The organism is Bradyrhizobium sp. 2S1 (assembly GCF_011516625.5).
Classification (GTDB): domain Bacteria; phylum Pseudomonadota; class Alphaproteobacteria; order Rhizobiales; family Xanthobacteraceae; genus Bradyrhizobium; species Bradyrhizobium septentrionale.
This window is the reverse complement of record NZ_CP147717.1, coordinates 7,467,413-7,492,191: the sequence shown is the minus strand read 5'-3', so window position 1 is coordinate 7,492,191 and position 24,779 is coordinate 7,467,413. Positions and strand designations below refer to the sequence as shown.

At 64.4% G+C, this 24,779-nt stretch carries 24 protein-coding genes; 7 read left to right on the top strand and 17 right to left on the bottom strand.

All coding sequences use genetic code 11. The features are described 5' to 3' along the window. Positions 1 to 4 precede the first annotated feature (4 nt). Genes HAP54_RS35230 through epmA form a run of 3 tightly spaced genes read right to left on the bottom strand, consistent with a single transcriptional unit; the run spans position 5 to position 2,365 of the window. On the bottom strand, positions 5 to 256 hold the full coding sequence (locus HAP54_RS35230) for a hypothetical protein (RefSeq protein WP_248114404.1): 252 nt from the start codon (positions 254 to 256) through the stop codon (positions 5 to 7). Next, positions 225 to 1,316: a lysine-2,3-aminomutase-like protein gene (locus HAP54_RS35225; protein ID WP_166295004.1), complete on the bottom strand. Its 1,092-nt coding sequence runs from the start codon at positions 1,314 to 1,316 to the stop codon at positions 225 to 227. The genes HAP54_RS35230 and HAP54_RS35225 overlap by 32 nt, the downstream gene beginning before the upstream one ends. Beyond that, positions 1,313 to 2,365, bottom strand: coding sequence for an EF-P lysine aminoacylase EpmA (gene epmA / locus HAP54_RS35220; RefSeq protein WP_166295002.1), 1,053 nt, complete (start codon positions 2,363 to 2,365; stop codon positions 1,313 to 1,315). Before epmA ends, HAP54_RS35225 begins: the two co-directional genes overlap by 4 nt. A 93-nt stretch (positions 2,366 to 2,458) precedes the next feature. Between epmA and HAP54_RS35215 the strand changes: the two genes are divergently transcribed. The 3 genes from HAP54_RS35215 (at position 2,459) to HAP54_RS35205 (ending at position 5,797) form a co-directional block, all read left to right on the top strand. Further along, positions 2,459 to 3,334 (top strand): hypothetical protein, encoded by an 876-nt coding sequence (locus HAP54_RS35215; RefSeq protein WP_166295000.1) that lies wholly within the window; start codon positions 2,459 to 2,461, stop codon positions 3,332 to 3,334. Positions 3,335 to 3,499: 165 nt separating this feature from the next. Beyond that, a complete protein-coding gene (gene efp / locus HAP54_RS35210; protein ID WP_029083344.1) occupies positions 3,500 to 4,066 on the top strand; it encodes an elongation factor P in 567 nt (188 codons plus the stop codon). 249 nt (positions 4,067 to 4,315) lie between these two features. After that, positions 4,316 to 5,797, top strand: coding sequence for a M23 family peptidase (locus tag HAP54_RS35205; RefSeq protein WP_414646161.1), 1,482 nt, complete (start codon positions 4,316 to 4,318; stop codon positions 5,795 to 5,797). 152 nt (positions 5,798 to 5,949) lie between these two features. Here HAP54_RS35205 and HAP54_RS35200 read toward each other — a convergent pair whose 3' ends face one another. From HAP54_RS35200 to HAP54_RS35180, 5 genes are all read right to left on the bottom strand, one after another. After that, positions 5,950 to 7,284 (bottom strand): IS1182 family transposase, encoded by a 1,335-nt coding sequence (locus HAP54_RS35200; RefSeq protein ID WP_166202952.1) that lies wholly within the window; start codon positions 7,282 to 7,284, stop codon positions 5,950 to 5,952. A gap of 145 nt (positions 7,285 to 7,429) precedes the next feature. Then, positions 7,430 to 7,852, bottom strand: coding sequence for a chorismate mutase (locus HAP54_RS35195; protein WP_210297484.1), 423 nt, complete (start codon positions 7,850 to 7,852; stop codon positions 7,430 to 7,432). 240 nt (positions 7,853 to 8,092) lie between these two features. After that, entirely contained in the window at positions 8,093 to 8,986 is an 894-nt protein-coding gene (locus tag HAP54_RS35190; RefSeq protein WP_166294996.1) for a dihydrodipicolinate synthase family protein, read from the bottom strand. A gap of 147 nt (positions 8,987 to 9,133) precedes the next feature. Then, positions 9,134 to 9,640 (bottom strand): cupin domain-containing protein, encoded by a 507-nt coding sequence (locus HAP54_RS35185; RefSeq protein WP_166294994.1) that lies wholly within the window; start codon positions 9,638 to 9,640, stop codon positions 9,134 to 9,136. Between the two features lie 51 nt (positions 9,641 to 9,691). Then, a complete protein-coding gene (locus HAP54_RS35180; protein WP_166294992.1) occupies positions 9,692 to 10,165 on the bottom strand; it encodes a carboxymuconolactone decarboxylase family protein in 474 nt (157 codons plus the stop codon). A gap of 93 nt (positions 10,166 to 10,258) precedes the next feature. Between HAP54_RS35180 and HAP54_RS35175 the strand changes: the two genes are divergently transcribed. Both HAP54_RS35175 and HAP54_RS35170 read left to right on the top strand, forming a co-directional pair. After that, a complete protein-coding gene (locus HAP54_RS35175; RefSeq protein WP_166306702.1) occupies positions 10,259 to 10,831 on the top strand; it encodes a MarR family winged helix-turn-helix transcriptional regulator in 573 nt (190 codons plus the stop codon). A gap of 55 nt (positions 10,832 to 10,886) precedes the next feature. Further along, positions 10,887 to 12,119 carry a lytic murein transglycosylase gene (locus HAP54_RS35170; protein WP_166294990.1) on the top strand — a complete coding sequence of 411 codons (1,233 nt, stop codon included), beginning with the start codon at positions 10,887 to 10,889 and terminating at the stop codon, positions 12,117 to 12,119. 143 nt (positions 12,120 to 12,262) lie between these two features. Here HAP54_RS35170 and HAP54_RS35165 read toward each other — a convergent pair whose 3' ends face one another. From HAP54_RS35165 to HAP54_RS35130, 8 genes are all read right to left on the bottom strand, one after another. Beyond that, positions 12,263 to 13,615: a tetratricopeptide repeat protein gene (locus tag HAP54_RS35165; RefSeq protein ID WP_166294988.1), complete on the bottom strand. Its 1,353-nt coding sequence runs from the start codon at positions 13,613 to 13,615 to the stop codon at positions 12,263 to 12,265. 263 nt (positions 13,616 to 13,878) lie between these two features. Beyond that, the gene (locus HAP54_RS35160) at positions 13,879 to 14,691 is read right to left on the bottom strand and encodes an SDR family NAD(P)-dependent oxidoreductase (protein WP_166294986.1); all 813 of its coding nucleotides are present in this window, start codon (positions 14,689 to 14,691) and stop codon (positions 13,879 to 13,881) included. A gap of 18 nt (positions 14,692 to 14,709) precedes the next feature. Continuing rightward, positions 14,710 to 16,551 (bottom strand): single-stranded-DNA-specific exonuclease RecJ, encoded by a 1,842-nt coding sequence (gene recJ / locus HAP54_RS35155; protein WP_166294984.1) that lies wholly within the window; start codon positions 16,549 to 16,551, stop codon positions 14,710 to 14,712. A gap of 154 nt (positions 16,552 to 16,705) precedes the next feature. Next, a complete protein-coding gene (locus HAP54_RS35150; protein ID WP_166294982.1) occupies positions 16,706 to 17,425 on the bottom strand; it encodes a haloacid dehalogenase type II in 720 nt (239 codons plus the stop codon). Between the two features lie 123 nt (positions 17,426 to 17,548). Then, entirely contained in the window at positions 17,549 to 18,547 is a 999-nt protein-coding gene (gene glpX / locus HAP54_RS35145) for a class II fructose-bisphosphatase (RefSeq protein WP_029083354.1), read from the bottom strand. A gap of 79 nt (positions 18,548 to 18,626) precedes the next feature. Continuing rightward, on the bottom strand, positions 18,627 to 19,943 hold the full coding sequence (locus tag HAP54_RS35140; RefSeq protein ID WP_166294980.1) for a homoserine dehydrogenase: 1,317 nt from the start codon (positions 19,941 to 19,943) through the stop codon (positions 18,627 to 18,629). 22 nt (positions 19,944 to 19,965) lie between these two features. After that, a complete protein-coding gene (locus HAP54_RS35135) occupies positions 19,966 to 21,186 on the bottom strand; it encodes an LL-diaminopimelate aminotransferase (protein WP_166294978.1) in 1,221 nt (406 codons plus the stop codon). A 214-nt stretch (positions 21,187 to 21,400) separates the two neighbouring features. Continuing rightward, entirely contained in the window at positions 21,401 to 21,712 is a 312-nt protein-coding gene (locus tag HAP54_RS35130; RefSeq protein ID WP_166294976.1) for a hypothetical protein, read from the bottom strand. Positions 21,713 to 22,015: 303 nt separating this feature from the next. Here HAP54_RS35130 and HAP54_RS35125 point away from each other — a divergent pair, with 303 nt between their 5' ends. Together HAP54_RS35125 and HAP54_RS35120 are read left to right on the top strand one after the other, a co-directional pair. Continuing rightward, the gene (locus HAP54_RS35125; protein WP_166294974.1) at positions 22,016 to 23,815 is read left to right on the top strand and encodes a PHA/PHB synthase family protein; all 1,800 of its coding nucleotides are present in this window, start codon (positions 22,016 to 22,018) and stop codon (positions 23,813 to 23,815) included. Between the two features lie 73 nt (positions 23,816 to 23,888). Continuing rightward, on the top strand, positions 23,889 to 24,287 hold the full coding sequence (locus tag HAP54_RS35120) for an MAPEG family protein (RefSeq protein WP_029083359.1): 399 nt from the start codon (positions 23,889 to 23,891) through the stop codon (positions 24,285 to 24,287). Positions 24,288 to 24,424: 137 nt separating this feature from the next. Here HAP54_RS35120 and HAP54_RS35115 read toward each other — a convergent pair whose 3' ends face one another. Beyond that, entirely contained in the window at positions 24,425 to 24,760 is a 336-nt protein-coding gene (locus tag HAP54_RS35115; protein WP_224741641.1) for a class I SAM-dependent methyltransferase, read from the bottom strand. Between the last annotated feature and the right edge of the window lie 19 nt (positions 24,761 to 24,779).

Here is a 24,779-nt window from a genome sequence, read left to right as displayed (position 1 = left end):
AACCCTATCGCGCCCGTTCCGGCGCCTCGACGGTAACACAATTGCGTCGTCCCTGCGCTGCGCAATCCTGCACTTTCCGTATATCGGCCATCGTGCCAAGGAGCCAGATTCCCACGGCGACCAGCACCGCAAAGAAGCCGAACATCACAGCATTTTCGATGCTGCGGTTGCTCTCGTCCTCGGGCGGCTCCTGCCGTCCGTCCCCGGCCCCGCTCATGACCGGCTCACGATTGCGGTGGGTAGAGATGAACGTCACCGCAATAATCGACGATACGGTAGCGCCGTTCCGCGGAATCTTCACGTTCGCGCGAAGCCGACTGCGACAAATAAGCCGGGCCGATCGGCGCCTTGCCGTGGCCGCCGGGGATGTCGAGCACATAGTCCGGCTGACACAGTCCGGAGACCCGCCCGCGCAAGGCCCGCATCAGCTCCTGCCCCGCTTCGATCGTGGTGCGCAAATGCGCGGTGCCCGGCGCAAGGTCGCCGTGATGCAGATAATACGGCTTGATGCGGCACTCGACGAAGGCGCGCATCAACGCCTCGAGGGTCGCGGCATCGTCGTTGACCCCGCGCAGCAGGACCGACTGGCTGACCAGCGGGATGCCGGCATCGGCAAGGCGCGCGCACGCCGCGCGGGCATTGACGCCCAGTTCACGCGGATGGTTGGCGTGAACAGCAATCCAGGTCGTCGCGCCCTCGACCCGCAGCGCCGCGATCATGTCGGAATTGATGCGGCCGGGATCGGCGATCGGGACGCGGGTGTGGATGCGGATGATCTTCACATGATCGATGGCAGCGAGATCGGCCATGATCTCGGTCAGCCGGCGCGGCGACAGCATCAGGGGATCGCCGCCGGTCAGGATGACTTCCCAGATCTCCCGATGGGCCCGGATGTAATCCAGCGCCGCGCGATAGGCGTCGTCGGACAAGGCCGAGGCCTTTCCCGGCCCGACCATTTCGCGCCGGAAACAGAACCGGCAATAGACCGCGCAGACATGCACGAGCTTGAACAGGACCCGATCAGGATAACGATGCACGATCCCGGCCACCGGCGAATGCGCATCGTCGCCGATCGGATCGGCGTTCTCGCCCGGCTGCTCCACGAGTTCGTCGGTGCTCGGGATGAACTGCCGTGCGATCGGATCATTGGCGTCGGCCGGATCGATCAGCGCGACAAGCTCCGGCGTCACCGCGACCGCGTAGCGCGCAGCCACCTGTTCGAGCCCGGCAAGCGCATCGACCGGCGCGAGGCCGGCATCGACCAGTTCGCGCGGCTGGCGCAGGGTCGCCGCCATCTTCGGATCGATCCTGTTCATGTCTCTCCTGCAGGCGGTGTCCAGACCACCTGATCAATTCGTGGCGCGCCGCTCGCCAGCATCACCAGCCGGTCGAAGCCGAGCGCAACCCCGCTGGCCTCCGGCATCTCGCCGACCGCGGCAAGGAAATCCTCGTCGAGCGGATAGCGCTCGCCGTAACGGCGGGCCTTCTCGTCCATATCGGCGGTGAAACGATGGCGCTGCTCGACCGCATCGGTCAGCTCGCCAAAGCCGTTGGCGAGCTCGACGCCGCAGGCATAGACCTCGAAACGCTCGGCGACCCGAGGTTCGCCCGGCTTGGTGCGCGCCAGAGCGGCCTCGGGCGACGGGTATTCGAACAGTACCGTCAGACGGCCCTGACCGAGATTGGGCTCGACATGCTCGACCAGCACCTTGCTGAAGATATCCGACCAGGTGTCGTCGTCGGCGATCCGCACCCGCCCCTTCGCCGCCGACGCCAGCGCCTCGCGATCGCCCTTGCGGCCCGCAATCGTTGCCAGCAGATCGATGCCGGCGAAGCGCTCGAAGCCGGCCGCGACCGTCAGCAGCTCCGGCTCGGCAAACGGATCGGCCATCCTGCCGCGGAAGGAAAACCGCCCGATCCCGGTCGCCTGCGCCGCATGCGCGATCACGACGATCGTGTCGGCCATGATGGCATCGTAGGGGGCATTGGCGCGGTACCATTCCAGCATGGTGAATTCGGGCAAATGCAGATCGCCGCGCTCGCGGTCGCGGAACACCCGCGCGAACTCGTAGATCTTGGGCTCGCCGGCCGCGAGCAGCTTCTTGCAGGCGAACTCCGGAGAGGTGCGCAGATAGCGCGTCGCATGCGAACCGTCGGCCCGCGTCAGCTCGGTGCGCGGCGCGTGCAGATGCGTCTCGTTGCCCGGCGAGATCTGCAGGATGGCGGTCTCGACCTCAGCGAATCCCTGCTCCTCGAACCAGCCGCGGAGCGCCCGCGTGATCGCGGACCGCGCCTGCAGGAATGGCCGGCGGTCGGCATAGCGCTGCGGCGTCCACCACGGCGAGGTCTGGTCATGACCCGTCATTGCCGGTGCACCCCGGATCTCATGGATTCCACATCAACAAGCCGCCGGCTCCACTTAAGAGTCGGGAACAAGTGACTGATTTCAAATGACTTCATGGCCCACACGACCTTGGTCTCCGCGCCACCCGGCTTAGCTGATCCCTTCATGTCGAAAGACGCCCGCCTTGTCCATGTTCGCGATCCGCTGAACCTGAACACCGGTTCGCGCGTCCCACCGCCAGTTGCGCGAAAACGGGATGCGCCCATGGTCGGCTGGTTACGAAGTGCAGGACTGCTGCTGTTGCTCGGCTTGGCCGCGGCGACGCCGGCAATGGCCGACAGCCCGGGCAGCGAGTTCAAGCGGGTTGCGGACGCAAGCTTTACCTCGCCGGATCGAACGGTCCGCGTCGAGCAGTATGCGAAGGACATGGGCGATGAAGGTCTCCTCTTCCAGTTCTGGACCTTCGACCGCGCCCGCAAGCACGGCGCGCTGCTGAACCAGGGCGAAGGCACCGACGCGGCCGGCTATCAGGCTGGCTTCCGCTTCAGCCCGGACAGCCGCTGGCTGGTGCGGATGCAGAAGCTCGGCGCCGGCTACCACACCCTCTACCTCTACAAGCGGACCGGCGAACGGTTCGTGCCGGCGACCGAAAAGCCGCTTGGCGAGGCGGCCTGGGACTTCTTCTACACCCAGCCGGCAGCCGAAGGCGTGCGCCGCGACCCGGATGACCCCTATACGCTCGACCATATGCAGATCGGCCTGATCAAGGGTTTTGACGAGAACTACGCCTGGCTGGGCATGAAATGGCCCGACAGCCGCTACCTCGTGCTCGGCATGTCCTTCGACATCCAGGGCGAGCATCCCCCCTTCCCATGGGTCGAGGACTGGCGCTGCGTCTACGATCTGAAGACCGGGACGTTTTCGGTTCCTGCAAGCTTTGCCGAACACAACGCGAAGGCCCGCAATATCCCCGGCAAGGACCAGCCATAACGGCCCGTTCCGGGCCGGTTTCAGCGGTTGGCAAACTGCCAAAATCGGCCGCAAAAGGCTGGCATCTCAGGGACAAATCAGTATGTTGCAGCCCGAAATCGCCGCCATGGCCGAGGGGCTGCCATCCGGTTTGCGCCCCCGCCTCCCAAATTCAGGAAAACACCTTTGAAAGTCATCGCCAGTTCCATCCGCAAGGGCAACATCATCGAGCAGGACGGTCGGCTCTATGTGGTCTTGTCCGCCGAGAACATTCACCCCGGCAAGGGCACCCCGGTCAGCCAGATCGAAATGCGCCGCATCGGCGACGGTGTGAAGGTCTCCGAGCGCTACAAGACCACCGACCAGGTCGAGAAGGCCACCGTCGAAGACCACAACTACAACTACCTTTATGAAGACGCCGACGGCTTCCACTTCATGAACAACGACAACTACGATCAGGTCCAGGTCTCCAAGGAGATCGTCGGCTCCTCCTCGCCGTATCTGCAGGAGAACATGACTGTGAAGCTCTCGATGCACGAGGGCAACCCGGTCGCGATCCAGCTGCCGCAGCGCGTGACGTTGGAAGTGGTCGAGACCGAGCCCGTCACCAAGGGGCAGACCGCCTCCTCGTCCTACAAGCCCGCGATCCTGTCCAATGGCGTGCGCACCGGCGTGCCGCCGCACGTCGCCGCCGGAACGCGCATCGTGGTCATGACCGAGGACGGCTCCTACGTCGAACGCGCCAAGGACTGAGCGCTGAGGCGCGGTGTAATTTAGAATGAATCATCGCCGCGCATCAGCTCGTTGTTTAAGCATAAAGTTTCCGGAAAACCGCTACACAGTTTTCCGGATATTGCTTTAGAATCCCCGGCGGTCAGACATGAGCCCGGGGGTGCAGTGAACAGGAAGGTTGTCAGCTTCATCAGTTGCTGGCTGGCAGTCCTGCTCTCGCCTCCTCCCAGCGCTCATGCCGACGAATTCCGAACGGCGTCGATCTCGGCCATGCGGGTCGAATGGCGCGCGGTGCTCGACCAGTTGCGGCAGGAGATCGGCACCCGCCCGGCGATTGCCTCCAACTTCGCCTTCGCCGGCCAACGCCGGGTCCCGGCCACCGATCCGCGCGCGACCCCCGCGCTGGTGCAACTGAACGCGCTGACGTCGCCGCTCTTCCCCGGCATCGCGCGCAGCCCGATCCCGGTGCTGCTGCCGTTCGACCCCGCAAGCTATCTCGATGCGCGGCAAAGCGGTGCGCCGGACAGCCTCTCGGTCGCGCGCTATCAGGCCGATTTCCGCGCGGCCGATATCTTTCATGCCGGCACGTCCGGCTACGACGCGGTGTTCTCGCTCGACCCGGGCGCCGGCGACGGCATGCCGCCGCGGACGTTTGCCAAACCGGTCGAGGTGCAGATCTCGGGCTCGATCCTGGTCTACGACCTCGCCGACCGGCTCGGCGGCAAGGGCGAGCCGGTCAAGACGCTGGCCGCGCAGTTTCCGGACATCCGCCGCTTCATCCGCGAAGGCTATGTCCGCTACGCCTTCACCCGTTTCGGGATTCCCTATGTCGTCTCGATCCAGTGCCTCGACAGCGCGCCGCGGCCGAAGCGGCTGGCCTGTCGTGAGGCCTATCCGGTCGCCGAGCGCTTCCTGAAGGCGTTGCACATCGCAGGCGGCCAGCCGTCGCGGTCGCGCAGCGACATCGCCTCCGACATCGCCGAGCGGCCGGCGGCCGCATCGGCTGACTTCATCTACCGCCCGAGCGGCGACATCATCGCGGGCAGCGGCGGACACAGGCAGCAAGGGGGCCACGCCGACCTCACCGTCTATTCGCAGATCCGCTTTCCACTGGAGAAGGCGCCGGCCTTCGCACACTCGCAATCCTTCGCCAGGCGCAAGGCGGGCGCGACGGTCGACGTGTATCCCTGGCAGGACAATTTCTGCGAGGCCCGCAGCTTTGAGGTCGGCCAATGCACCAGCGGCTTTGGCCATCAGGGCCAGGATATCAGGCCAGGCGCCTGTCCCGCAGACAGCAAGGACGGTTGCGACCCCAAGCAGCAGGGCGTGGTCGCGGTGCGCGACAGCATCGTGATCCGCTCGCCGCAGCAGCAGGCCGCGACATTACAGGTCAACACCCGCACCGAGCATATCCGCTTCCGCTACATGCACATGAACCCGTCGGCGATGGATGCCGATGGTTTGCTCAACGGACGCCGCGTCAGCGAGGGCGAGAAGATCGGCGTGGTCTCGAACTATCTTGACCACCCCAACGGCACCTCGCGACATCTGCACTTCGACGTCCAGGTGTTCACCCGCGACGGCTGGCTGTGGGTCAATCCGTACACCACGCTGGTGTCGGCCTATGAGCGACTGATCCGCGGCCGCGGCCGCGAGATCGGACCCGAGCCCGGACCTGCGGCCGCCGTGGCGCACGCCCTGCCCGACGACGTCGTGCATCGCATCGACACCCTGGAGGGTGGCGGCAACTAGAGCGTTTTCGAGCGAAGTGGGCACCGGTTCGCGTGAAGAAAACGCGTCAAAACAAGAAGCTCGAGCTTCGGTTCTGATTCAATCAGAACCGAAGCTCTAGGAGCCCGTCCAGATATGTTTTCGTGACGGGCATTTGTTGTAGAGTAGCAGGCTCAGGCTGCGTTTGCGAGGTTGAACAGCTTGAGGAGGTTATGGACGGTGCAGATCATTGTCCACTCGGCGCGCACTTTCTCGATGCCCCGCAACAGGAACTGGCGGAAGCCTCTTGCCTGTTTGATCTGCCCGAACACCGGCTCCACCACTTGCTTTCGCAATCGGTAGGGTGTTTCGAAGCCGCCATCGTCGATCTTCTTTCGCATGGCCTGTGTCAGCGGGCCGCCGACTTTTCCGTTCGCTACTGTCGGGTGCTTGGCGCGTCCGGGCGCGACATAGCCATCGATGCTGCGTGTGTCGAGCGCTTCGAGATTGGCTTCGCTGCAGTAGCCGGAATCCGCTGAGGCCTGCCGCGGCTTGCGGCCAAGATTGCTCTCGATGGCCTCGATCAGGGGCACCAACTGGCCCTGATCGCTGCCGTGCTGGGTCAGTTCTTGCGCGACAATGATCTGGGCATGTGCATCGACGGCCGCCTGGGCATTATAGGCCTGAACGAAGCCATCCTTCGACTTCATGATGCGGCTTTCCGGATCGGTGAAGTTGCGTTGCGCCTTGGGATTGGGTTCCTCCGATGGCAGCGCCGCCGGTTTGCCCGGCTTCTTGCGGCCTTCGGCCTGGCGCTGCTGTTCCTTTTCGGCCTCGATGCGGCGCTCTTCCTCCGCCGCCAGTTTGGCGTCCGCTTCCAGCGCCGCCATCGCTTGCTGGATCTTCGCCAGCCGTTTCTGCTTGTCGACGGTCCAGTCCGGCAGTTCGTCGCTGTTGCCGAAAGTCTCATCCTCCGAGGCATCCGCCGCCTCGGCGGCCGCCAGCATGCGAGCGACCTCGGCCTTCAATTCCGCCTCGCGCTTCTTCATGCGCTCATAACTCATCGCCTTGTGTTTCGACGCGTTCGCCTTGATCTTCGTACCATCCAGCGCGACATGACCGAGCTTGACCAGCCCGGCCGTCTCGCACAACTTCAGAACCTGCACGAATAGCGCGCCGAGCGCCTTCAAATGTCGCTTGCGAAAGTCGCTGATCGTCCGAAAATCCGGCGCATCCAGCGCCACGATCATCACAAAATCGTTCCGCTCCCGGCAGGCCTTGGCAATCCGACGCGACGAATACAGCCCACTCGCATAGCTATGCAGCAGCAGCGCCACCATCATCCGCGGATCAAACGGCGGCTGCCCAAGCCCGCTCACATAGCTGCCCATGATCTCCCTGAGATCGAGGCTCTCCCGCACCAGATCAACCATAAACCGCGAGACATGGCCTTTCGGCACGAAGTCCTGCACATTCGGCGGCAGAAGCAGCGTCTGATCGATGTTCCAAGGCCGAAAATACTTGCTCATCGCCCAATGTTGAATCAGACCCGACCAGATTTGAACAGCGACTATCCAGACAAGCTCCTAGCGCGCACCATCGCTGTGCAGTGCCGTCGACCGGCTATTTCGCGACCATGCGCTGGAGCGAGCACCGCATGGTCAGCGCGTGCGCTTACTTCTTCCAGGGCGCGTCGCCGCGCGCGGCGGCATCGGCGAAGATGCCCTGCTCGTAGTCGATGAAGGCGCGCACCATCGCGCGATAGGCGGCTTCGGCAACCTTGGGCGACAGCCCGTCCGCTTCCGCGAGCGCCGTCGCCTTCTTCACCACCGCCTCGGCGCGCTCCGGCGCCTCGACTTGCGCGGGGTTGGCCTTGAAGCGGGCAGCTTCATGAACGTAACGGCCGCGCTCGGCTATCAGGCGCACGATCTCGCGGTCGAGCCGGTCGATATTGCTGCGCACCTCGCCAAGCGTCTTGCAGCACGCGCCATTGTCGACGGTGGGACTGCCCCACAGCGCAGGCGCATTGGTTGCCGGCTCCTCGGCCCAGGCCATCGCGGGAACCAGAAGCGTCAACAGAATTGCCGGCAATCGCATCGAACACCTCCGGGCTAGCGAGCACACCTAGAGCTTCGGTTCTGATGGAATCAGAACCGAAGCTCTAGTTTCTTGTCTTGACGCGCTTTCTTCACGCGAACCGGCGTCCACTTCGCTCGAAAACGCTCCAGCGATTGTTATGCCGATTTTGCACGCCGATGGAAGCCACGACGCCAGCGGGACGACCGCGGGCTCCATTCGAAATGGCATCGATGCGCGCCATCACACCGTGTGATGCGATCAACCGATGTCCATTCCGGCCAACACCTCACTGATCTTCTTCTGGGCGTCCGCGGGCAGCGGCAAGATCGGACGCGGCGGCTCGGCCACGCAGACACCTCTGAGATTGGCGATCGCGTAGACAACGCGCAGACCCGAGAATGTCTTGAACAGATCCCACATCGGCTGCAGACTCGCATTGAGCTGCCGCGCCCGGACCGCATCGCCGCTCGTCACGGCACGGACGATGTCCACGCAAACCTTGGGGAAAATGCCTGCAAGAACGCTGTACCAGGTGTCCCCACCTGCCAACAGCGCCTCGGTGCAATTCCAGTCGGCGCTGTAACCCAACGCGAGGCCGCCTGGAACGACAGCCCGCAATTCCCCGAGATGGCCGGACACAGCGGACGCGTCCGGCGCAGGACTCTTCACCGCGACGATCCCCTCGACGCAGCTCAAACGGCCGATGAGTGCCGGCGTGAATCGGAAATGGGTCGTTCCGGGATTGTCGTAGATGCAAATCGGCAGCCCGCTCTCGCGGGCCACGGTTTGAAAATGCTCAAAGACCTCGTCGTCGGTCAAAGGCGTATAGGAAACCGCCGCCAAAAGGCCGGCCGTCGCGCCGGCCGCACGCGCATCCTGGGCCAGCCGCACCGTATCGTCGGTGCGCAGTGCGCCGATGCCAACCAAGATCGGCATTTGACCTTCGGCCGGGGCAACAGCTGCCTGAACGGCCCGCCGCCGCTCGTCGCGGCTGAAATACGGATATGAACCGGTACTTCCGAGCAGCCCGATCGAATCCACCTTCGCCGCGATCACGGGCTCGAGCAATGCGCGGAGAGCTCCCACATCCACCCGCCCATCCCGGTTCGAGGGCGTAATCGGGAAGGCGGAGAGCCCCTTCAGACTTGTCATCGGTTTGTTCCTCGTCAGTAGCCTGCGCAGCAACCTGTCGCGCAATCAATCCACGCACCGCATTGCGCGCAAGGTCCACTTTCACGCGAGTTCGGCACCGAACTGGTCCAGTGCGCGCGTCTTGCAAGACCTGAGCCCCGCCGATCGCTATTCGAGCATCGTGGTCAGCTGCGCGCCCTCATCCGCGACGAACACGGCGATCAGCTCCGCCGGCTCCGTGGTGCTCGCATTGGCCGACACCATGTGGGTCGAGCCCGGCGGCTCGAAGAAGGACTGGCCGACCTTGAAGGTCTCGACCGGTCCGCCGCCGAGCTGGGGCCGGATTTCACCCTTGGTGATGTAGGCGGTCACCGAACCCGAATGACGGTGCGGCGGCGTGAACCCGCCGGGACCGTAGAACACGCGCACCACCGTGACCCGCTTGCCCGCCACGTTCGGCAACGCATGCGAGGTGATGACCTCGACCTTGTCGAGCGGCGACGCCGCATTCGCGCTCGCGCATAGCGGCGCGATCACCGAGGCGATCGCATCCATCGGCGTCGGCAAGGCCTTGCCGATCACGAAGGCGCAGGCCAGTCCCGCTGCTATGGCCAGCGAGACCGGCCGCGGCGATCGCGCGAATGGAAGAAATGGTGTCATCACGATCGAGGTCATTGGTGTTTCTCCCCTGTCAGTTGCTGCTTCATTCGTCGCGCGCGGTCCGGCTCACGAAGCCGCCGCGTTCTGCCTGCGCGGCGGCGGCGTCCAGCGATAGGCTGCGCCGAACCGGTTCCAGACATTGATCGATGCGATCGCCGAGGTGAGATAGGTCAGCTCCTGCTCGGAGAATTCGGCGGAGACCTCGGCATAGACCTCGTCGCTGACACCGTTCGGCAAGGTCGTCAGCGCTTCGGTCCAGGCCAGCGCCGCGCGCTCGCGGGCCGAGAACTGCGGCGCCTCGCGCCACACCACGACGAGGTTGAGCTTGTCTGTGGGCACGCCGAGGCTCTCGCCTTGCAGGATGTGGTACTGCACGCAAAACGCGCAGCGGTTGATCTGCGAGGCGCGCAGCTTGACGAGCTCGAGCAGCTGCTTGTCGAGACCGGCCTTGGCCGCGAACTGGCCGAGCGCACGCACGGTGGCGAAGACATCGGGCGCGAGCTTCTCGAAGTCGGTGTATTCCTTGCGGGCATGTGACATCGGCCTGGCCTCATGTTATCAGTGTACTGATACATTATCAGAGCTCTGATACTGAGCAAGATGCGGACATCGGCGAAGGCGGCATCGGACGACATGGCGGGAATGCAGAAACGCGGGAAATCGGGCGTCGCCGAGCGGCGGCCGGCGGAGAAAACGGCGGCCGGCAAGGTTACTGTCGGGACAGGATCGGCCGCAGACGCCCTGCTCGCCACGCCCATCCCGCCGCCCGGCGAAGGCAAGCGCGGCGAACAGGGCTATCTCGCCTATCTGCTGCGCCAGGCGCACGCGGCCTCGCGGCTGTCGATGGAGCGCGCGCTCGCGCAGCTTGGCGTCACCTCGCCGCAATTCGTCGTGCTGACGATGCTGAAGGCCTATCCGGGGCTCTCAGGCGCCGATCTGGCGCGGGTGGCGTTTCTGACCCCGCAGACCGTCAGCGTGATCATCCGCAACCTCGAACGCGACGGCGCGATCCGCAAGACGCCGCACCCCCTCCACGGCCGCGTGCTGCAGTGGACGCTGACCAGCCATGGAACCGCGCTGCTGGAGAAATGCCGCCATATCGCCCAGGCGCAGGAGCGCCGGCTCGCCGCCAGCCTTGACGGCAAGTCGGAACAAATTGTCCGCCAATGGCTGTCAAAAATCGCCACAGATTTGCAGGATAGCTAGTCCCTGCGGCGGCGTGGCTTTTGGCCCATTTCGACGGCGCCGCTAGACTGGCCGCATGAAACAGCCTGATTCTTTGAACTCCCCTACCCGTCGCGACCTCCTGAAGGCGGGGCTCGCGGCAGGCGTCGCGCTGACCAATCCGCTCGACGCGCTGGCGGCCGCGCCTCCTGGCTTCGACCAATGGCGCGACAATTTTCGCGCCCGCGCCCTCGCAAAGGGCATTTCGGAGGCGACCTGGAACCGCTGCATGGGACGGGTCGAGCCCGACATGAGCGTGTTCAGGCAGATGCGCAACCAGCCCGAATTCCACGAGCAGATCTGGCAGTACATCAACCGGCGCGTCTCCGACTGGCGGATCATCCACGGCCGCGAGGCGCTCAAGAAGAACGAGGCGCTGTTCGGCCGGATCGAGCGCGACTTCGGCGTCGAGCGCGGCACGCTGCTCGCGCTGTGGGGCGTGGAATCAGCCTATGGCGATCCGCTGGTGCAGCAGAACCACATGACGCCGGTGTTTCCCTCGCTTGCGGCGCTCGCCTGGAACGAGCCGCGTCGCAAGGCCTATTGGGAGACCGAGCTGATCAACGCGATGAAGATCGTGCAGCGCGGCTGGAGCACGCCTGAGGAGATGAACGGCTCCTGGGCCGGCGCGATGGGCCATTCGCAATGGATGCCGGAAGTCTGGCTCAATGTCGGCTTCGACTATGACGGCGACGGCAAGGTCTCGCCGTTCGGCCGTCCCGACGACGCGCTGGGCTCGACCGCGAAATACCTGGTCAATCGCGGCAAGTGGCACCGCGGCGAGCATTGGGGCTACGAGGTCCGCGCGCCCGGCGGTGCCAGCGGCAGCCGCACCTACGCGGCCTGGGCCAGCGCCGGCGTCGTCAGAGCCGACGGCCAGCCGTTTCCGCAGCCGAACGCGTCAGCGCAGCTCTGGATCCCGGTTGCCGGCGGCCCCGCGTTCCTGCTCGGCCCCAACTTCAATTCGGTGAAGAGCTACAATCCCTCGATGAACTACGCGCTGGCGATCTGCCATCTCGGCGACCGCTGCCTCGGCGGACCGCCCTTCATCCAGCCCTTCCCCGGCTCGGAGCGCGCACTGACGCTCGCGGAGGTGCAGGAGATGCAGACGCGCCTGACCAAGGCCGGCTTCGACACCGGCGGCACCGACGGCCGCGTCGGCAACGACACCATGAAGGCGATCAAGGACTATCAGGTCAAAATGGGCCTGTTGCCCGCCGATGGTTACGGCGGGCTCAAGGTGCTGGCGCGGCTACGGCAAGGCGGCTAGGCCGTCTTCCGATGACGCCGGCAGCATCACGCACCGGCGTTAATGTCCGCTCATGGAGCGATGTGGTTGCTGAGCAGCCCCGAAATGACGCGATGGACGGACAGCAGGCAAGCCGAAAACCTTATAGACACTTGCCGTATCTGCTATTTCGAGCTTGGCTTCCATTCGCTTGCGAGATTTTGTGCTTCAGCAATTTGAGAAGGGGTCATCCGTTTTGCCAACATTTCTCGCGCTTGTGTGGCCTGATTTGCGAAGCCTGTTGTCGACACATCAGATTGATGCGCAGCCAGCGTGAAATACTTATAGGCGTCCACACCAAGCCCGTCGGCTAACATCAATCCGAGATTGTATTGCGATTGAGCCGTTCCTTGCTCAGCGGCCTTGCGAAACCAGGTCGCTGCCTCAGCAAGGTCTTGTCGGACGCCTGTTCCAGCCAAAAGCATTGCGCCAAGATTGTGTTGAGCGCTGGCTTCGCCTTGCTCGGCCGCCTTGCGGAACCACAGCACCGACTCAGAGGCACTCCGTGGCACCCCTTGCCCATCGCGCAGCAGCACTCCGAGGTTTAACTGCGCTTTCGCATCACCCTGTTCGGCCGCCTTGCGAAACCACACTCCGGCGTCGGCATAGTTCTGAGGTAAACCTTGCCCGGCGACCAACATCACACCGAGATTGTACTGCGCTTTGGTATCCCCTTGCACAGCCGCCTTGTGAAACCACGTCGCCGCCTCCGGGTAACTCTGCGGCACCCCTTGTCCGGCGAGCAAGGCTGATCCGAGTTCAGATTGCGCTTTTACATTCCCCTGTTCAGCCGCCTTGCGAAGCCACGCGACAGCCTCAGCCTGATTCTGGGGCCCGCCGTACCCATCGCGCAACGAAACTCCGAGATTATACTGAGCCTGAGCCACGCCCTGCTCCGCGGCCTTGCGAAACCATGCCATCGCCTCGGCAGGATTCCGTTCAACATTTTGCCCCGAAAGAAGCATAACGCCCAAATTGTATTGTGCGGGTGCAAGGCCCTGTTGCGCGGCTTTCCGAAACAACGTCGCCGCCTCGACGGAATTTTGTGGAACGCCAAGCCCATCGCGAAACATTACGCCGAGGTTGTGCTGGGCTTGAGACATGCCTTGGCGCGCGGCACTACGAAACAATCGTTCCGCCGCAGCGTAGTCCTGCGGTACGCCTTGTCCGGATAGGTACATTGCTCCCAAATTATATTGGGCTTTGGCGTCGTCCTGCCCAGCCGCCTTGCGAAACCACACCGCGGCCTCGGCAGCATCCTGCGGTACCCCTCGCCCATCGCGAAGCATCACACCGCGACTATACTGGGCATTGACATCGCCGCCGTCAGCCAGCGGGCACAAAAGCCGATATGCAGTTGTGAAATCGTTTCGCCGATAGGCTGCCTCCCAGTCCTGCAACTGCTCGGCCATCGCCGAAGCCGTCAAGCCGATCGACAAGGATAAGACCAGGAGGATCGTGTTTAATACGGTCGGCATGATTTTCCCTTCAAGCGACCAAACTGATCGGCGCTACATTTCGCCGACGATTGATACCGGGCAGCTCCTCATTCGTCCATAGGTTGCATCCCATCTCGATGCGTAAGGTCAAAACGGCAAGGCCGCTCGCCATCCGCCATCATTGCGGGCGGAGCGAAGCAATCCATCAATCCGCGCGTGCGGCAGCATGGATTGCTTCGTCGCGGAGCCAGCCATCCGGCGGCGCTTTGCGCCGACCGGGTGGCTTCTCGCAATGACGGAGATTATTTCGGCTGCCGCACCACGCCGCCCGCGTTCATGCCGCCGTCGATCACGAGCTCGGTGCCGGTGACGTAGCGCGACGCATCCGAGGCGAGATAGAGCACGCCCTGCGCGATCTCGATGGCCTGGCCGGCGCGGCCGAGCGGCGTTGCGAATTTGGCACGCTCCTCCGGATCGATCGGCGCGTTCTGGCCGGCGCCGGTCGCACCGGTCGGAATCTTGCCCCAGATCGGCGTGTCGATGATGCCGGGATGCACGGAGTTGACACGGATGCCGTCGTTCACCTGTGCGCATTCCATCGCGATCGACTTGGCGAACAGCCGCACCGCGCCCTTGGTCGCGCTGTAGCCGGCGAGGTTCGCGGCTCCGCGCAACCCAGCGAGCGACGACATCATGATGATGGAGCCGCCGCCATGCTTGCGCATCAGCGGCAAGGAATGCTTCACCGACAGGAACACGCCGTCGATATTGATCGCGGTCTGCCGGCGCCAGTCGGCGAGCGACATCTCGACAATCGAAGGCGCGCCGATGCCGATGCCGGCGTTCGACACCATGATATCGAGGCGGCCATAGCGCTTGCCGATGTCAGCGACGACCTCGATCCAGCGCTCCTCGCTGGTGACGTCCTGCGGCAGAAAGATCACCTCGCGACCCGCCTTCTTGAGCCGCGCGGCGAGCTCCGGTCCCCGCAACTCATCGATATCGGTCGCAACCACGGTCGCGCCTTCCTGCGCGAACAATTCGACGATGGCCTCGCCGATACCCGACGCGCCGCCGGTCACCAGCGCGACCTTGCCCTCAACCTGTCCAGACATGTCCTCTCCCAACGCTTCTTATCGGATCACCGTCGGGCCCTGATCCGGCACCGCGACGTCGAGCACACGGAATTGCACACGTTCGGTGCCTTGCCAACGGTCGACTGCGAGAGAGCCTGCCACGTGCAATTGCTGGCCGCGATTTTGCGTCAAGGCGCTGCCGAGCTTCTGTCCGACGGAGCGGAATGCGATACCGTTGACGATCGAGCCGTCGCCGGATTTGAAGCGCAGCCGCAGATGCGCCTGCCCGACCTCGTCGGCATAGACCAGCTGATGCGACGGCAGCGCAATCACCGGCTCCGGATTGGCGCTGCCGAACGGGCCGGCGCGATTGAGCGTCGCGGCAAATTCCGGCGTCATCGCGCGCGCGGTGACAGCGCCATCTATGAAGAGCTCGTTCTCGTGACGCGAGTTGGCGACGTCGGCCGCCAGCGCGCTTTCCATGTAGGCGCGGAATTCGGCGAGCTTCTCCTTGCGCAGCGTGACGCCGGCCGCCATCGCGTGGCCGCCGCCTTTCATCAGCAAGCCGTCATGCACCGCCTGCCGCACCGCCTTTCCGAGATCGACGCCGCCGATCGAGCGGCCCGATCCGGTGCCGATGCCCCCCGGCTCGAGCGCGATCGCAAACGCCGGACGCGCGAACTTCTCCTTCAGCCGCGCCGCGACCAGCCCGACCACGCCGGGGTGCCAGCCTTCCGCCGCGGTGACGATCACCGCGCCCTTGTCCTCTAGCCCGAGCGAAGCCAGCGCCTCGGCTTCGGCCTGCGCCTCAGCCGCCTGCTCGATCACACGCCGTTCGCCGTTGAGCCGGTCGAGTTCGGCCGCGATCCGCGCTGCCTCCGAGACATCGCCCTCCAGCAGCAGCCGCACGCCGAGATCGGCGCGCCCGATGCGCCCGCCGGCATTGATGCGCGGCCCCAGCATGAAGCCGAGATGCCAGGCCTCTGGCGGCCCGTTCAGCCGCGCCACATCCATCAGCGCGGTATGGCCGACATGGTCGCGGCGGCGCATCGCGATCAGGCCCTTGGCGACGAAGGCGCGGTTGAGTCCGATCAGCGGCGCGACGTCGGCGACGGTGCCGAGCGCGACGTGATGCAGCATGCCGAGCAGGTCCGGCTCCGGCATCTCGCTGCTCCAGAAACCGCGCTGGCGCAGCTCGCGATTGACCGCGACCAATGTCACCAGCACGAGCCCGACGGCTGCGAGATGACCCAACCCTGAGAGATCGTCGGGCCGGTTCGGATTCACCAGCGCGTCGACCTCGGGCAGCTCATCGCCGGTCTGGTGATGATCGATCACCACGACCGACATCCCGAGCTTCTTCGCCTCCGCCAGCGGCTCGATGCTGGTGGTGCCGCAATCGACCGTGACCAGCAGCGTCGCGCCCTTGGCGGCCAGCGCGCGGACAGCGTCGATGTTCGGACCGTAGCCTTCGAAGATGCGGTCGGGAATATGGATCAGGGGATCCAGCCCGCAATGGCGCAGATGCCAGGTCAGCAGCGCCGCCGAGGTCGCGCCGTCGACGTCATAGTCGCCGAAGATCGCGACCTTCTCGCCGCGCACCGCGGCATCCGCGATGCGCTTGGCGGCAAGCTCCATCTCGGTGACCGTGTGGGGATCCGGCATCAGCTTGCGGATGGTCGGGTCGAGGAAGTCGGCGACCTCATCTATCGCGACGTCGCGCCCGGCCAGCACCCGTGCCAGCATCTCCGGCAGATTGTGACGCTGGACCATCGCAAGCGCCCGGGCCGCCCCGCGCGCATCCAGCCGGTCGCGCCAGAGCTTTCCGGTCAACGACCGCGTCACGCCGAGGAACGCCGGCGGCGCCTCGACGGGCAATGCGGATGCGTGCAGCGTCATGATCCCTTCTGGAGCCAGAGCGATTTCGAGCGAAGCGGCCAACGGTTCGCGTGAAGAAAACGCGTCACAACAAATCTAGAGCTCCGCTTCCGACCCAATCAGAACCGACGCTCCAACCAGGAATCGTAGCGCTTCAATGATTCGCAGACCAGTTCTAGCAGCCCATCCGGGTCGCGATTTCCCCGAAATCCTTGGCCACGATGTCCCATTCGCCGGTGGCTTCGAAATCGTATTTCTGCAGGGGTCCGTATTCGGCCGGCCGCGCCACGAAGGCGGTCTTGAGGCCATGCTTCTGCGCGTGCTTCAGATCGTAATTGTGCGCGGCGACCATCATCACCTGCTCCGGCGGCAGGCAGAGCAGTTTTGCGGCGCCCAGATAGGTTTCCGGATCGGGCTTGTAATGCTCGAACAGCTCGGCGGACATGACCAGATCCCACGGCAGGCCTGCGAACTTCGCCATGTTGGTGAGCAGCGCGACGTTGCCGTTGGAGAGCGGCGAGATGATGTATTTGGTCTTCAGCCGCGTCAGCCCGGCGACGCTGTCGGGCCACCCGTGCAGGCGATGCCAGCCCAGCGTCAGGTGCTGCAGGTCGGCTTCGGTCAGGCCCTTGACGTCGAACTGCGCGACCAGCTTCTCCAGCGAGCGGCGGTGCAGCACGTCGAGGATCACGTAACCGTTCTGCGGGTTCTTGCGCACCTCGTCCATCGAGGCCGCGTAGACCGCGCGCCAGCCATCGACCAGCGCGGTCCAGTCGGCCTTGATGCCGCGCGTCTCGCCCCACTTGGCGAAATCGTTGATCAGGCTGGTGCGCCAGTCGACGACGGTTCCGAACACGTCGAACACCAGTGCCTTGACGCCGGACAGATCGGACATGCTCGTCTCCCTTCTTCTTGTTGTTATTTATCCCGTCGTTCCGGGATGGTGCGTAAGCACCAGACCCGGAACCTCGAGGTTCCGGGTTCGATGCTACGCATCGTCCCGGAACGACAGCGGATATTAGTCTAGGTGGAACTTCTCCAGCTGCCGGTGCTCGGCCTTGATGTAGCGCACGGTGCCGGTGACCGAGCGCATCACGACCGTCTCGGTCTCGATCACGTCCTTCTTGAACTTCACGCCCGTGAGCAGCGAGCCGGTGGTGACGCCGGTGGCGGCGAACAGGCAGTCGCCCTTGGCCATGTCCTCGATGCCGTAGATCATCTTCGGATCGATGACGCCCATCTTGTGCGCGCGCTCGCGCTTCTCCTCGGTGTCGAGGATCAGGCGGCACTGCATCTGACCGCCGATGCAGCGCAGCGCAACCGCCGCCAGCACGCCCTCGGGCGCGCCGCCGGTGCCGATATACATGTCGACGCCGGTCTCGTCGGGCTTGGCACAGTGAATGACGCCGGCGACGTCGCCGTCGGTGATCAGCTGTACGGCAGCGCCCGTGGAGCGCACGCTGTTGATGATGTCGGCATGGCGCGGACGGTCGAGCACCAGCACGTTGATGGCAGTCGGATCGACGCCCTTGGCCTTGGCGAGGCGGCGGACATTGTCGGCCGGCGGCGCGTCGAGCTCGATCACGTTCTTGGCGTAGCCGGGACCGATCGCGATCTTCTGCATGTAGACGTCGGGCGCGTGCAGCAGCGTGCCGCCGTCGGCCATCGCCATGGTGGCGATCGAGCCCGGCATGTTCTTGGCGCACAGCGTGGTGCCTTCGAGCGGATCGACCGCGATGTCGACCTTGGGACCGGCATTGAGGCCGACCTTCTCGCCGATGAACAGCATCGGCGCCTCGTCGCGCTCGCCCTCGCCGATCACGACCGTGCCCTCGATCGGCAGCTTGTTGAGTTCGCGCCGCATCGCGTCGACCGCTGCCTTGTCGGCGGCCTTCTCCTGGCCATGGCCGCGCAGCCGCGCGGCAGAGACCGCCGCGCGCTCCGTCACCCGCACGATTTCGAGCGTCAGGATGCGCTCAAGCAACATTTGCGGCGGAACGGAAATATGGGTCGACATCAGCGTACTCCTTAAGCCTCGGGGACAGGCCAGCCTGCCCGCATCAATCGTCTCACGCCCGACCCGTTCAGGCCATGCGCTAGTTTTTCTCGATCCGGATCACCTGCGGCCTGCCGCTGATGACCTTATCGCGTTGCACTGCGGCCAGCGCGCGATGCACGGCATCCTCGCTGGTCGCATAGGTAATCAGAATGACCGGGACCGGTGAAGGTTTTTTGGCCGCACCGTTCAAATCGACGCCATCCGGATGCCGCTGCACGATGGACTCCAGAGATATCTTCTGTTCCGCAAGCCGGGTGGCGATTGTTGCGGCAGTGCCTGCAAGATCGCGCGCCATCAGGCGGATATAATAACCACCCTCATGACGTTCCATCGGCGCCTTGGCGGTGTCGCGCAACCGCTCCACCGGGCGCCCGAACGGCTTGGCGCGGATGCCGCGGGCGACGTCGGCGATGTCGGCGACCACGGCCGAGGCGGTCGCGCCGCCACCGGCGCCCGGGCCGACCAGCGTGATCGGCGGAATGCCCTCGCCGTCGATCGCCACCGCGTTGGTGACGCCCATCACCTGCGCGATCGGGGACGATTTCGGCACCATGGTCGGATGCACGCGCTGCTCAATGCCCTTTGCCGTGCGCACCGCGACGCCGAGCAGCTTGACCCGGTAGCCGAGTTCCGCGGCCGCTTTGAGGTCCTCCGGCGTGATCGAGGAGATGCCCTCGACGTAGACGGCGCTTTCGGCGACCTTGGTTCCGAACGCGAGGCTCGCCAGGATCGCGAGCTTCTGCGCGGTGTCGTGACCATCGACGTCGAACGACGGATTGGCTTCGGCATAGCCGAGACGCTGGGCGTCCTTCAGGCATTCTTCAAAAGACAGACCCTCCTCCATCCGAGTCAGGATGTAATTGCAGGTGCCGTTGAGGATGCCGTAGACGCGGTTGACGCTGGTGCCGGCGAGGCCCTCGCGCAGCGTCTTGATGACCGGGATCGCCGCTCCGACCGCCGCCTCGAAATTCAGCGCGCCGCCGTGCTTCTCGGCGGCTGTCGCAAGACGCAGGCCGTGCTTGGCGATCAGCGCCTTGTTGGCGGTGACGACCGACTTGCCGGCCTTCAGCGCCGTCTCGATCGCAGAGAGCGCAGGATCGCCGGCCCCGCCCATCAATTCGACGAAGCAGTCGATATTAGGATCCGCGGCCAGCGCCTCGGGGCTCTTCGCCCACGCGATGCCGCGCAGGTCGAGGCCGCGCTTCTTGGCTTTCGAGCGCGCCGTGACGGCGACGACGCGAATGCTGCGGCCGCTGCGCTCGGCCAGCGCCCGTCCTTGCGTTTCGATGAGGCGGACGACATCGGCACCGACGGTGCCGAGCCCCGCTATGCCCACGTTCAGGGGTGCGACCATGAGATTAAGCAACCTGGAAGGATTAGCGCCGGTTGGCGAGAGGAACGACGTTGTGCAACGTTTCGATGCCGCTTTCAAGGAAGCGGCGCACGCCACGCGCGGCCTGCCGGATACGCTGCTCGTTCTCCACCATCGCGATGCGGACATAGCCTTCGCCGTGCTCGCCGAACGCCACGCCGGGCGACACCACGACGCCGGATTTCTCCACCATCAGGGTTGCGAACTGCATGCTGCCGACCGCCTCGAACGCCTTGGGCAGCGGCGCCCAGGCGAACATCGAGGCCTGCGGCGGCGGAATCTCCCAGCCGGCACGGCCAAACGACTCGACCAGCGCATCGCGGCGCTTGCGGTAGGTGTCGCGCATCTCGCGGATGCAGTCGTCAGGGCCGTTCAGCGCGGCGGTCGCCGCCACCTGGACCGGCGTGAAGGCGCCGTAATCGAGATAGGATTTGACCCGCGCCAGCGCTGCGATGATGCGCTCATTGCCGACCGCAAAGCCCATGCGCCAGCCGGCCATCGAGAACGTCTTCGACATCGAGGTGAACTCGACGGTGACGTCGATCGCGCCGGGGACCTGCAGCACCGATGGCGGCGGATTGTTCTCGTCGAAATAGACTTCCGCGTAGGCGAGATCGGACAGGATGAAGATGTCGTGCTTCTTCGCAAACGCGACGAGATCCTTGTAGAAGTCGAGGTCCGCGACATAGGCGGTCGGGTTCGACGGATAGCAGACGATCAGCGCGATCGGCTTCGGGATCGAATGAATGATGGCCCGCTCGACCGCCTCGAAGAACTGCGGCGTCGGCTCCGACGGCACCGAGCGGATCACGCCGCCCGCCATCAGGAAGCCGAAGGCATGGATCGGATAGCTCGGATTGGGGCACAGCACGACGTCGCCGGGCGCGGTAATCGCCTGCGCGACGTTCGCAAACCCCTCCTTCGAGCCGAGGGTGGCCACGACCTGGGTATCGGGGTTGAGCTTGACGCCGAAACGGCGGGCATAATAGGCGGCCTGGGCCTTGCGCAGGCCGTTGATGCCGCGCGAGGCCGAGTAGCGGTCGGTCCGCGGCTTGCCCAGCGTCTCCTTCAGCTTCTCGATCACATGCGGCGGGGTCGGCAGGTCCGGGTTCCCCATGCCCATGTCGATGATGTCGGCCCCGGCGTTGCGCGCGGCCGCCTTGGCCTGGTTGACCTTCTCAAAGACGTAAGGCGGCAGACGGCGAATGCGGTAAAAATCTTCCATGGGACCCTTGCTCCGACAACCGCGATGCCAGAATCGACGCCCTTGGGATCGATGCCGAAGCCTGCTCGGGCTCTTACAGAAATCGCGCTAAATCAATAACTTAGAGCGAATTCAGGCGCACGATCTGAGGGCTGCGGCCGGATATGCGGTTGAATTGAGGTTCTTTTAGCACGGACACCGGGCGGCGCCAGCGCTGATCGGCCACCTGGAACGCCTACTTCCCGCTCTGGGCTGTCGTCGCGCTTGGGGCTGGCGTCCCGCTCTGGGCTGCCGCCGACGCCTGGCGCTCGCGCGCGGCGATCAGCTCCTGCTCGATCTTGGCCTGATCCGCCGGCTTGATGGTCGGATCGGCGCGGTCGGGCGGCAGATCGTGGACCGGGAGGTAGCCGGTGGCATCCTTCGGCCGCGCCGGAGCGTCGGCCGGCATGGTCATATCGGCAATCGTGCTCGAGCAGCCGCTCAGCGCCGTCAACGACGCGAGCAGCGCTGCGGCAACGAGCGCCCTTTTCATCCAATCGATCGGCATGTGCCGAATTGTCCCCAACAAGCTAGCGCGCATGTCGCACGTTGCCGACACGGGTCGCACTGTACGAGCCTTGGTACGAGCTTTGCAGCGTCCCCGCTGCGTTAATCCCGGCTTTAGCGTTTCAAACCATTGTCGCCCGAAACGCTTAAAGCGTGAACAAGAAATGCGACCCCTGAGGCTTCAATATGTCAGAACAAAGAATTTTTTATCGCACTGCAGCAGAGCGAAACATTGGATTTTGACCGATTCCCGTTGCCGCACCGCGCGATGACGCCCCCCAAACCAGGCGATATTGTCCCTCAGATGAGCAACGTCAGTACCGACACCCAAGCCACCCCGAAATTCAACGCCGAAGCCTTCGCCATGAACATCGCCCGGGCGCTGGAGAGCAGCGGCCAGGCGCTTGCAGCCTATCTAAAGCCGCGCCAGACCGGGGAAGTCCGCGATAAGCCGCCGAATGAGCTCGGTGAGGTCATCAAGACCTTCAGCGTGATCGCCGAATACTGGCTGTCCGACAAGGAGCGCGCCTCGTCGCTGCAGATGCAACTCGGCAAGGACTACCTCGATCTCTGGGGCGCGGCAGTGCGCCGCATGGCCGGCGAAGCCGATGCCAAGCCCGCGATCGCGCCGGCACCGCGCGACAAGCGGTTCCAGGATCCGGAGTGGAAGTCGAACCAGTTCTTCGACTTCATCCTGCAGCTCTATCTGCTGACCGCGAAATGGGCGCAGCAGCTGGTTCACGACGCCGACGGGATCGATCCGCATACCCGCAAGAAGGCGGAGTTCTATGTCCAGCAGATCAGCAACGCGCTGGCGCCGTCGAATTTCGTGCTGACCAATCCGGAGGTGCTGCGCGCCACCGTCGAGAGCAACGGCGACAACCTGGTGCGCGGCATGAAGATGCTGGCCGAGGATATCGAGGCCGGCCACGGCACGCTGCGGATCCGCCAGTCCGACTCGGCCAATCTCGAGGTCGGCGTCAACATGGCGACGACGCCGGGCAAGGTGATCTACCAGAACGAGCTGATGCAGCTGATCCAGTATTCGCCGGCGACCGAGAACGTGCTGCGCACACCGCTCCTGATCGTGCCGCCCTGGATCAACAAGTTCTACATCCTCGATCTGCGCCCTGAGAAATCCTACATCAAATGGTGCGTCGACCAGGGCATCACGGTGTTCGTGATCTCCTGGGTCAATCCGGACAAGGAGCTCGGCAAGAAGACCTGGGCCGACTACATGACCGGAGGCCCGCTCACCGCGATGGATGTGATCGAGAAGGCCACCGGCGAGCTGAAGGTGCACACCGCCGGCTATTGCGTCGGCGGCACCCTGCTCGCCTCGACGCTCGCCTACCTCGCCGAGAAGCGCCGCCAGCGCGTGACGTCGGCGACGTTCTTTGCCGCGCAGGTCGACTTCAGCCACGCCGGCGACCTCCTGGTGTTCGTCGACGAGGACCAAATCTCGGCGCTGGAACGCGACATGCAGGAATCCGGCGTGCTCGAAGGCAGCAAGATGGCGATGGCCTTCAACATGCTGCGCTCCAACGACCTGATCTGGTCGTATGTCGTGAACAACTATTTGAAGGGCCAGTCGCCCTCCTCGTTCGACCTGCTGCACTGGAATTCGGATGCGACCCGGATGCCGTCGTCGAACCACTCCTACTATCTGCGCAACTGCTATCTGGAGAACCGGCTGTCGACCGGCACCATGGTGCTCGACAACACGCTGCTCGATCTGTCGAAGGTGAAGGTGCCGGTCTACAACCTCGCCGCACGCGAAGATCACATCGCGCCGGCGGAATCGGTGCTGTACGGCTCGCAGTTCTTCGGCGGCCCGGTGAAATATGTGCTGTCCGGCTCCGGCCATATCGCCGGCGTGGTCAATCCGCCGGCCTCGAAGAAGTACCAGTACTGGACCAACGACAACATCAAGGACATCAAGCTCGCCGACTGGCTCAAAGGCGCCGAGGAGCACAAAGGTTCATGGTGGCCCGATTGGCGCGGCTGGCTGGAGAGCCATGATCCGGAGACGGTGCCGGCGCGCACGGTCGGGATGCCGGCGCTCGAGGACGCCCCGGGCAGCTATGTCCGTGTCCGCGCGTAGCGCGCGGTCTCCCGCTCAGCTATAAACAGACGATCCCGACGGTCGGGAATCGAATTGACGTGAGGGGGAGACGATGACGCGCGAACTGTTCTGGCTGTCGCTGACGGTGATCCTGACCGGGCTGCTGTGGGTTCCCTACATCATCAACCGCTGCCAGGTGCGCGGCCTCTCCGGCGCGATGGGCAATCCCTCGCGCAACGACAAGCCGCACGCCGAATGGGCCAACCGGCTGATGTTCGCGCACGACAACGCGGTCGAGAACCTCGTGATCTTCGCGCCGCTGGTCTTGATCCTCAATGCCGCCGACTATTCCACCAAATGGACCGTGCTCGCCTGCGCCGTCTATTTCTGGGCCCGCGTCGCGCATCTGGTCGTCTACACGCTCGGCCTGCCGGTGTTCCGCACCCTGGCCTTTACGGTCGGCTTCATCGCGCAAGCGGTGCTCGCGCTCGCGATCTTCAAGATCGTCTGAGCAACAAGATTCGCGCCGGCCGCGGTGCTGAAGCACGATGAAGTCATCGCGCTTCACCCCTTTTCTTGAGCATGATCGCTTCGGAAAACCGCTTCACACTTTTCCGGATCATGCTCTAGCCGCGCCGGCGCTATTCCTTAGCCCTTGCGCACGACGATATGCAGCATCGTCGCGGGCGCCTCGTCAAAACTCTTGACCTCGCTGGTGTCGGACGAGACTTGGGTCCACGCCCCTGACGATGCGTAGGTCGCCGCCAGCCAGTCGGCGGCGGGGTAATTGTAGTAGCGGCCGATGCTGTCGCGGCCATCGCTATGGCCGATCTTGTAGCTCGCGTAGAAGATACCGCCGGATTTCAGCGCCCGGTGGATGCGGCCGATGATGCCGGCCAGTTCGTCGCGCCGCACGTGCAGCAGGCAGGCGCTGGCCCAGACGCCGTCATAGGCGTCCAGATCCTCGAGCTGATCGAACAGCATCGCCTCGGAGCCCGTCCAG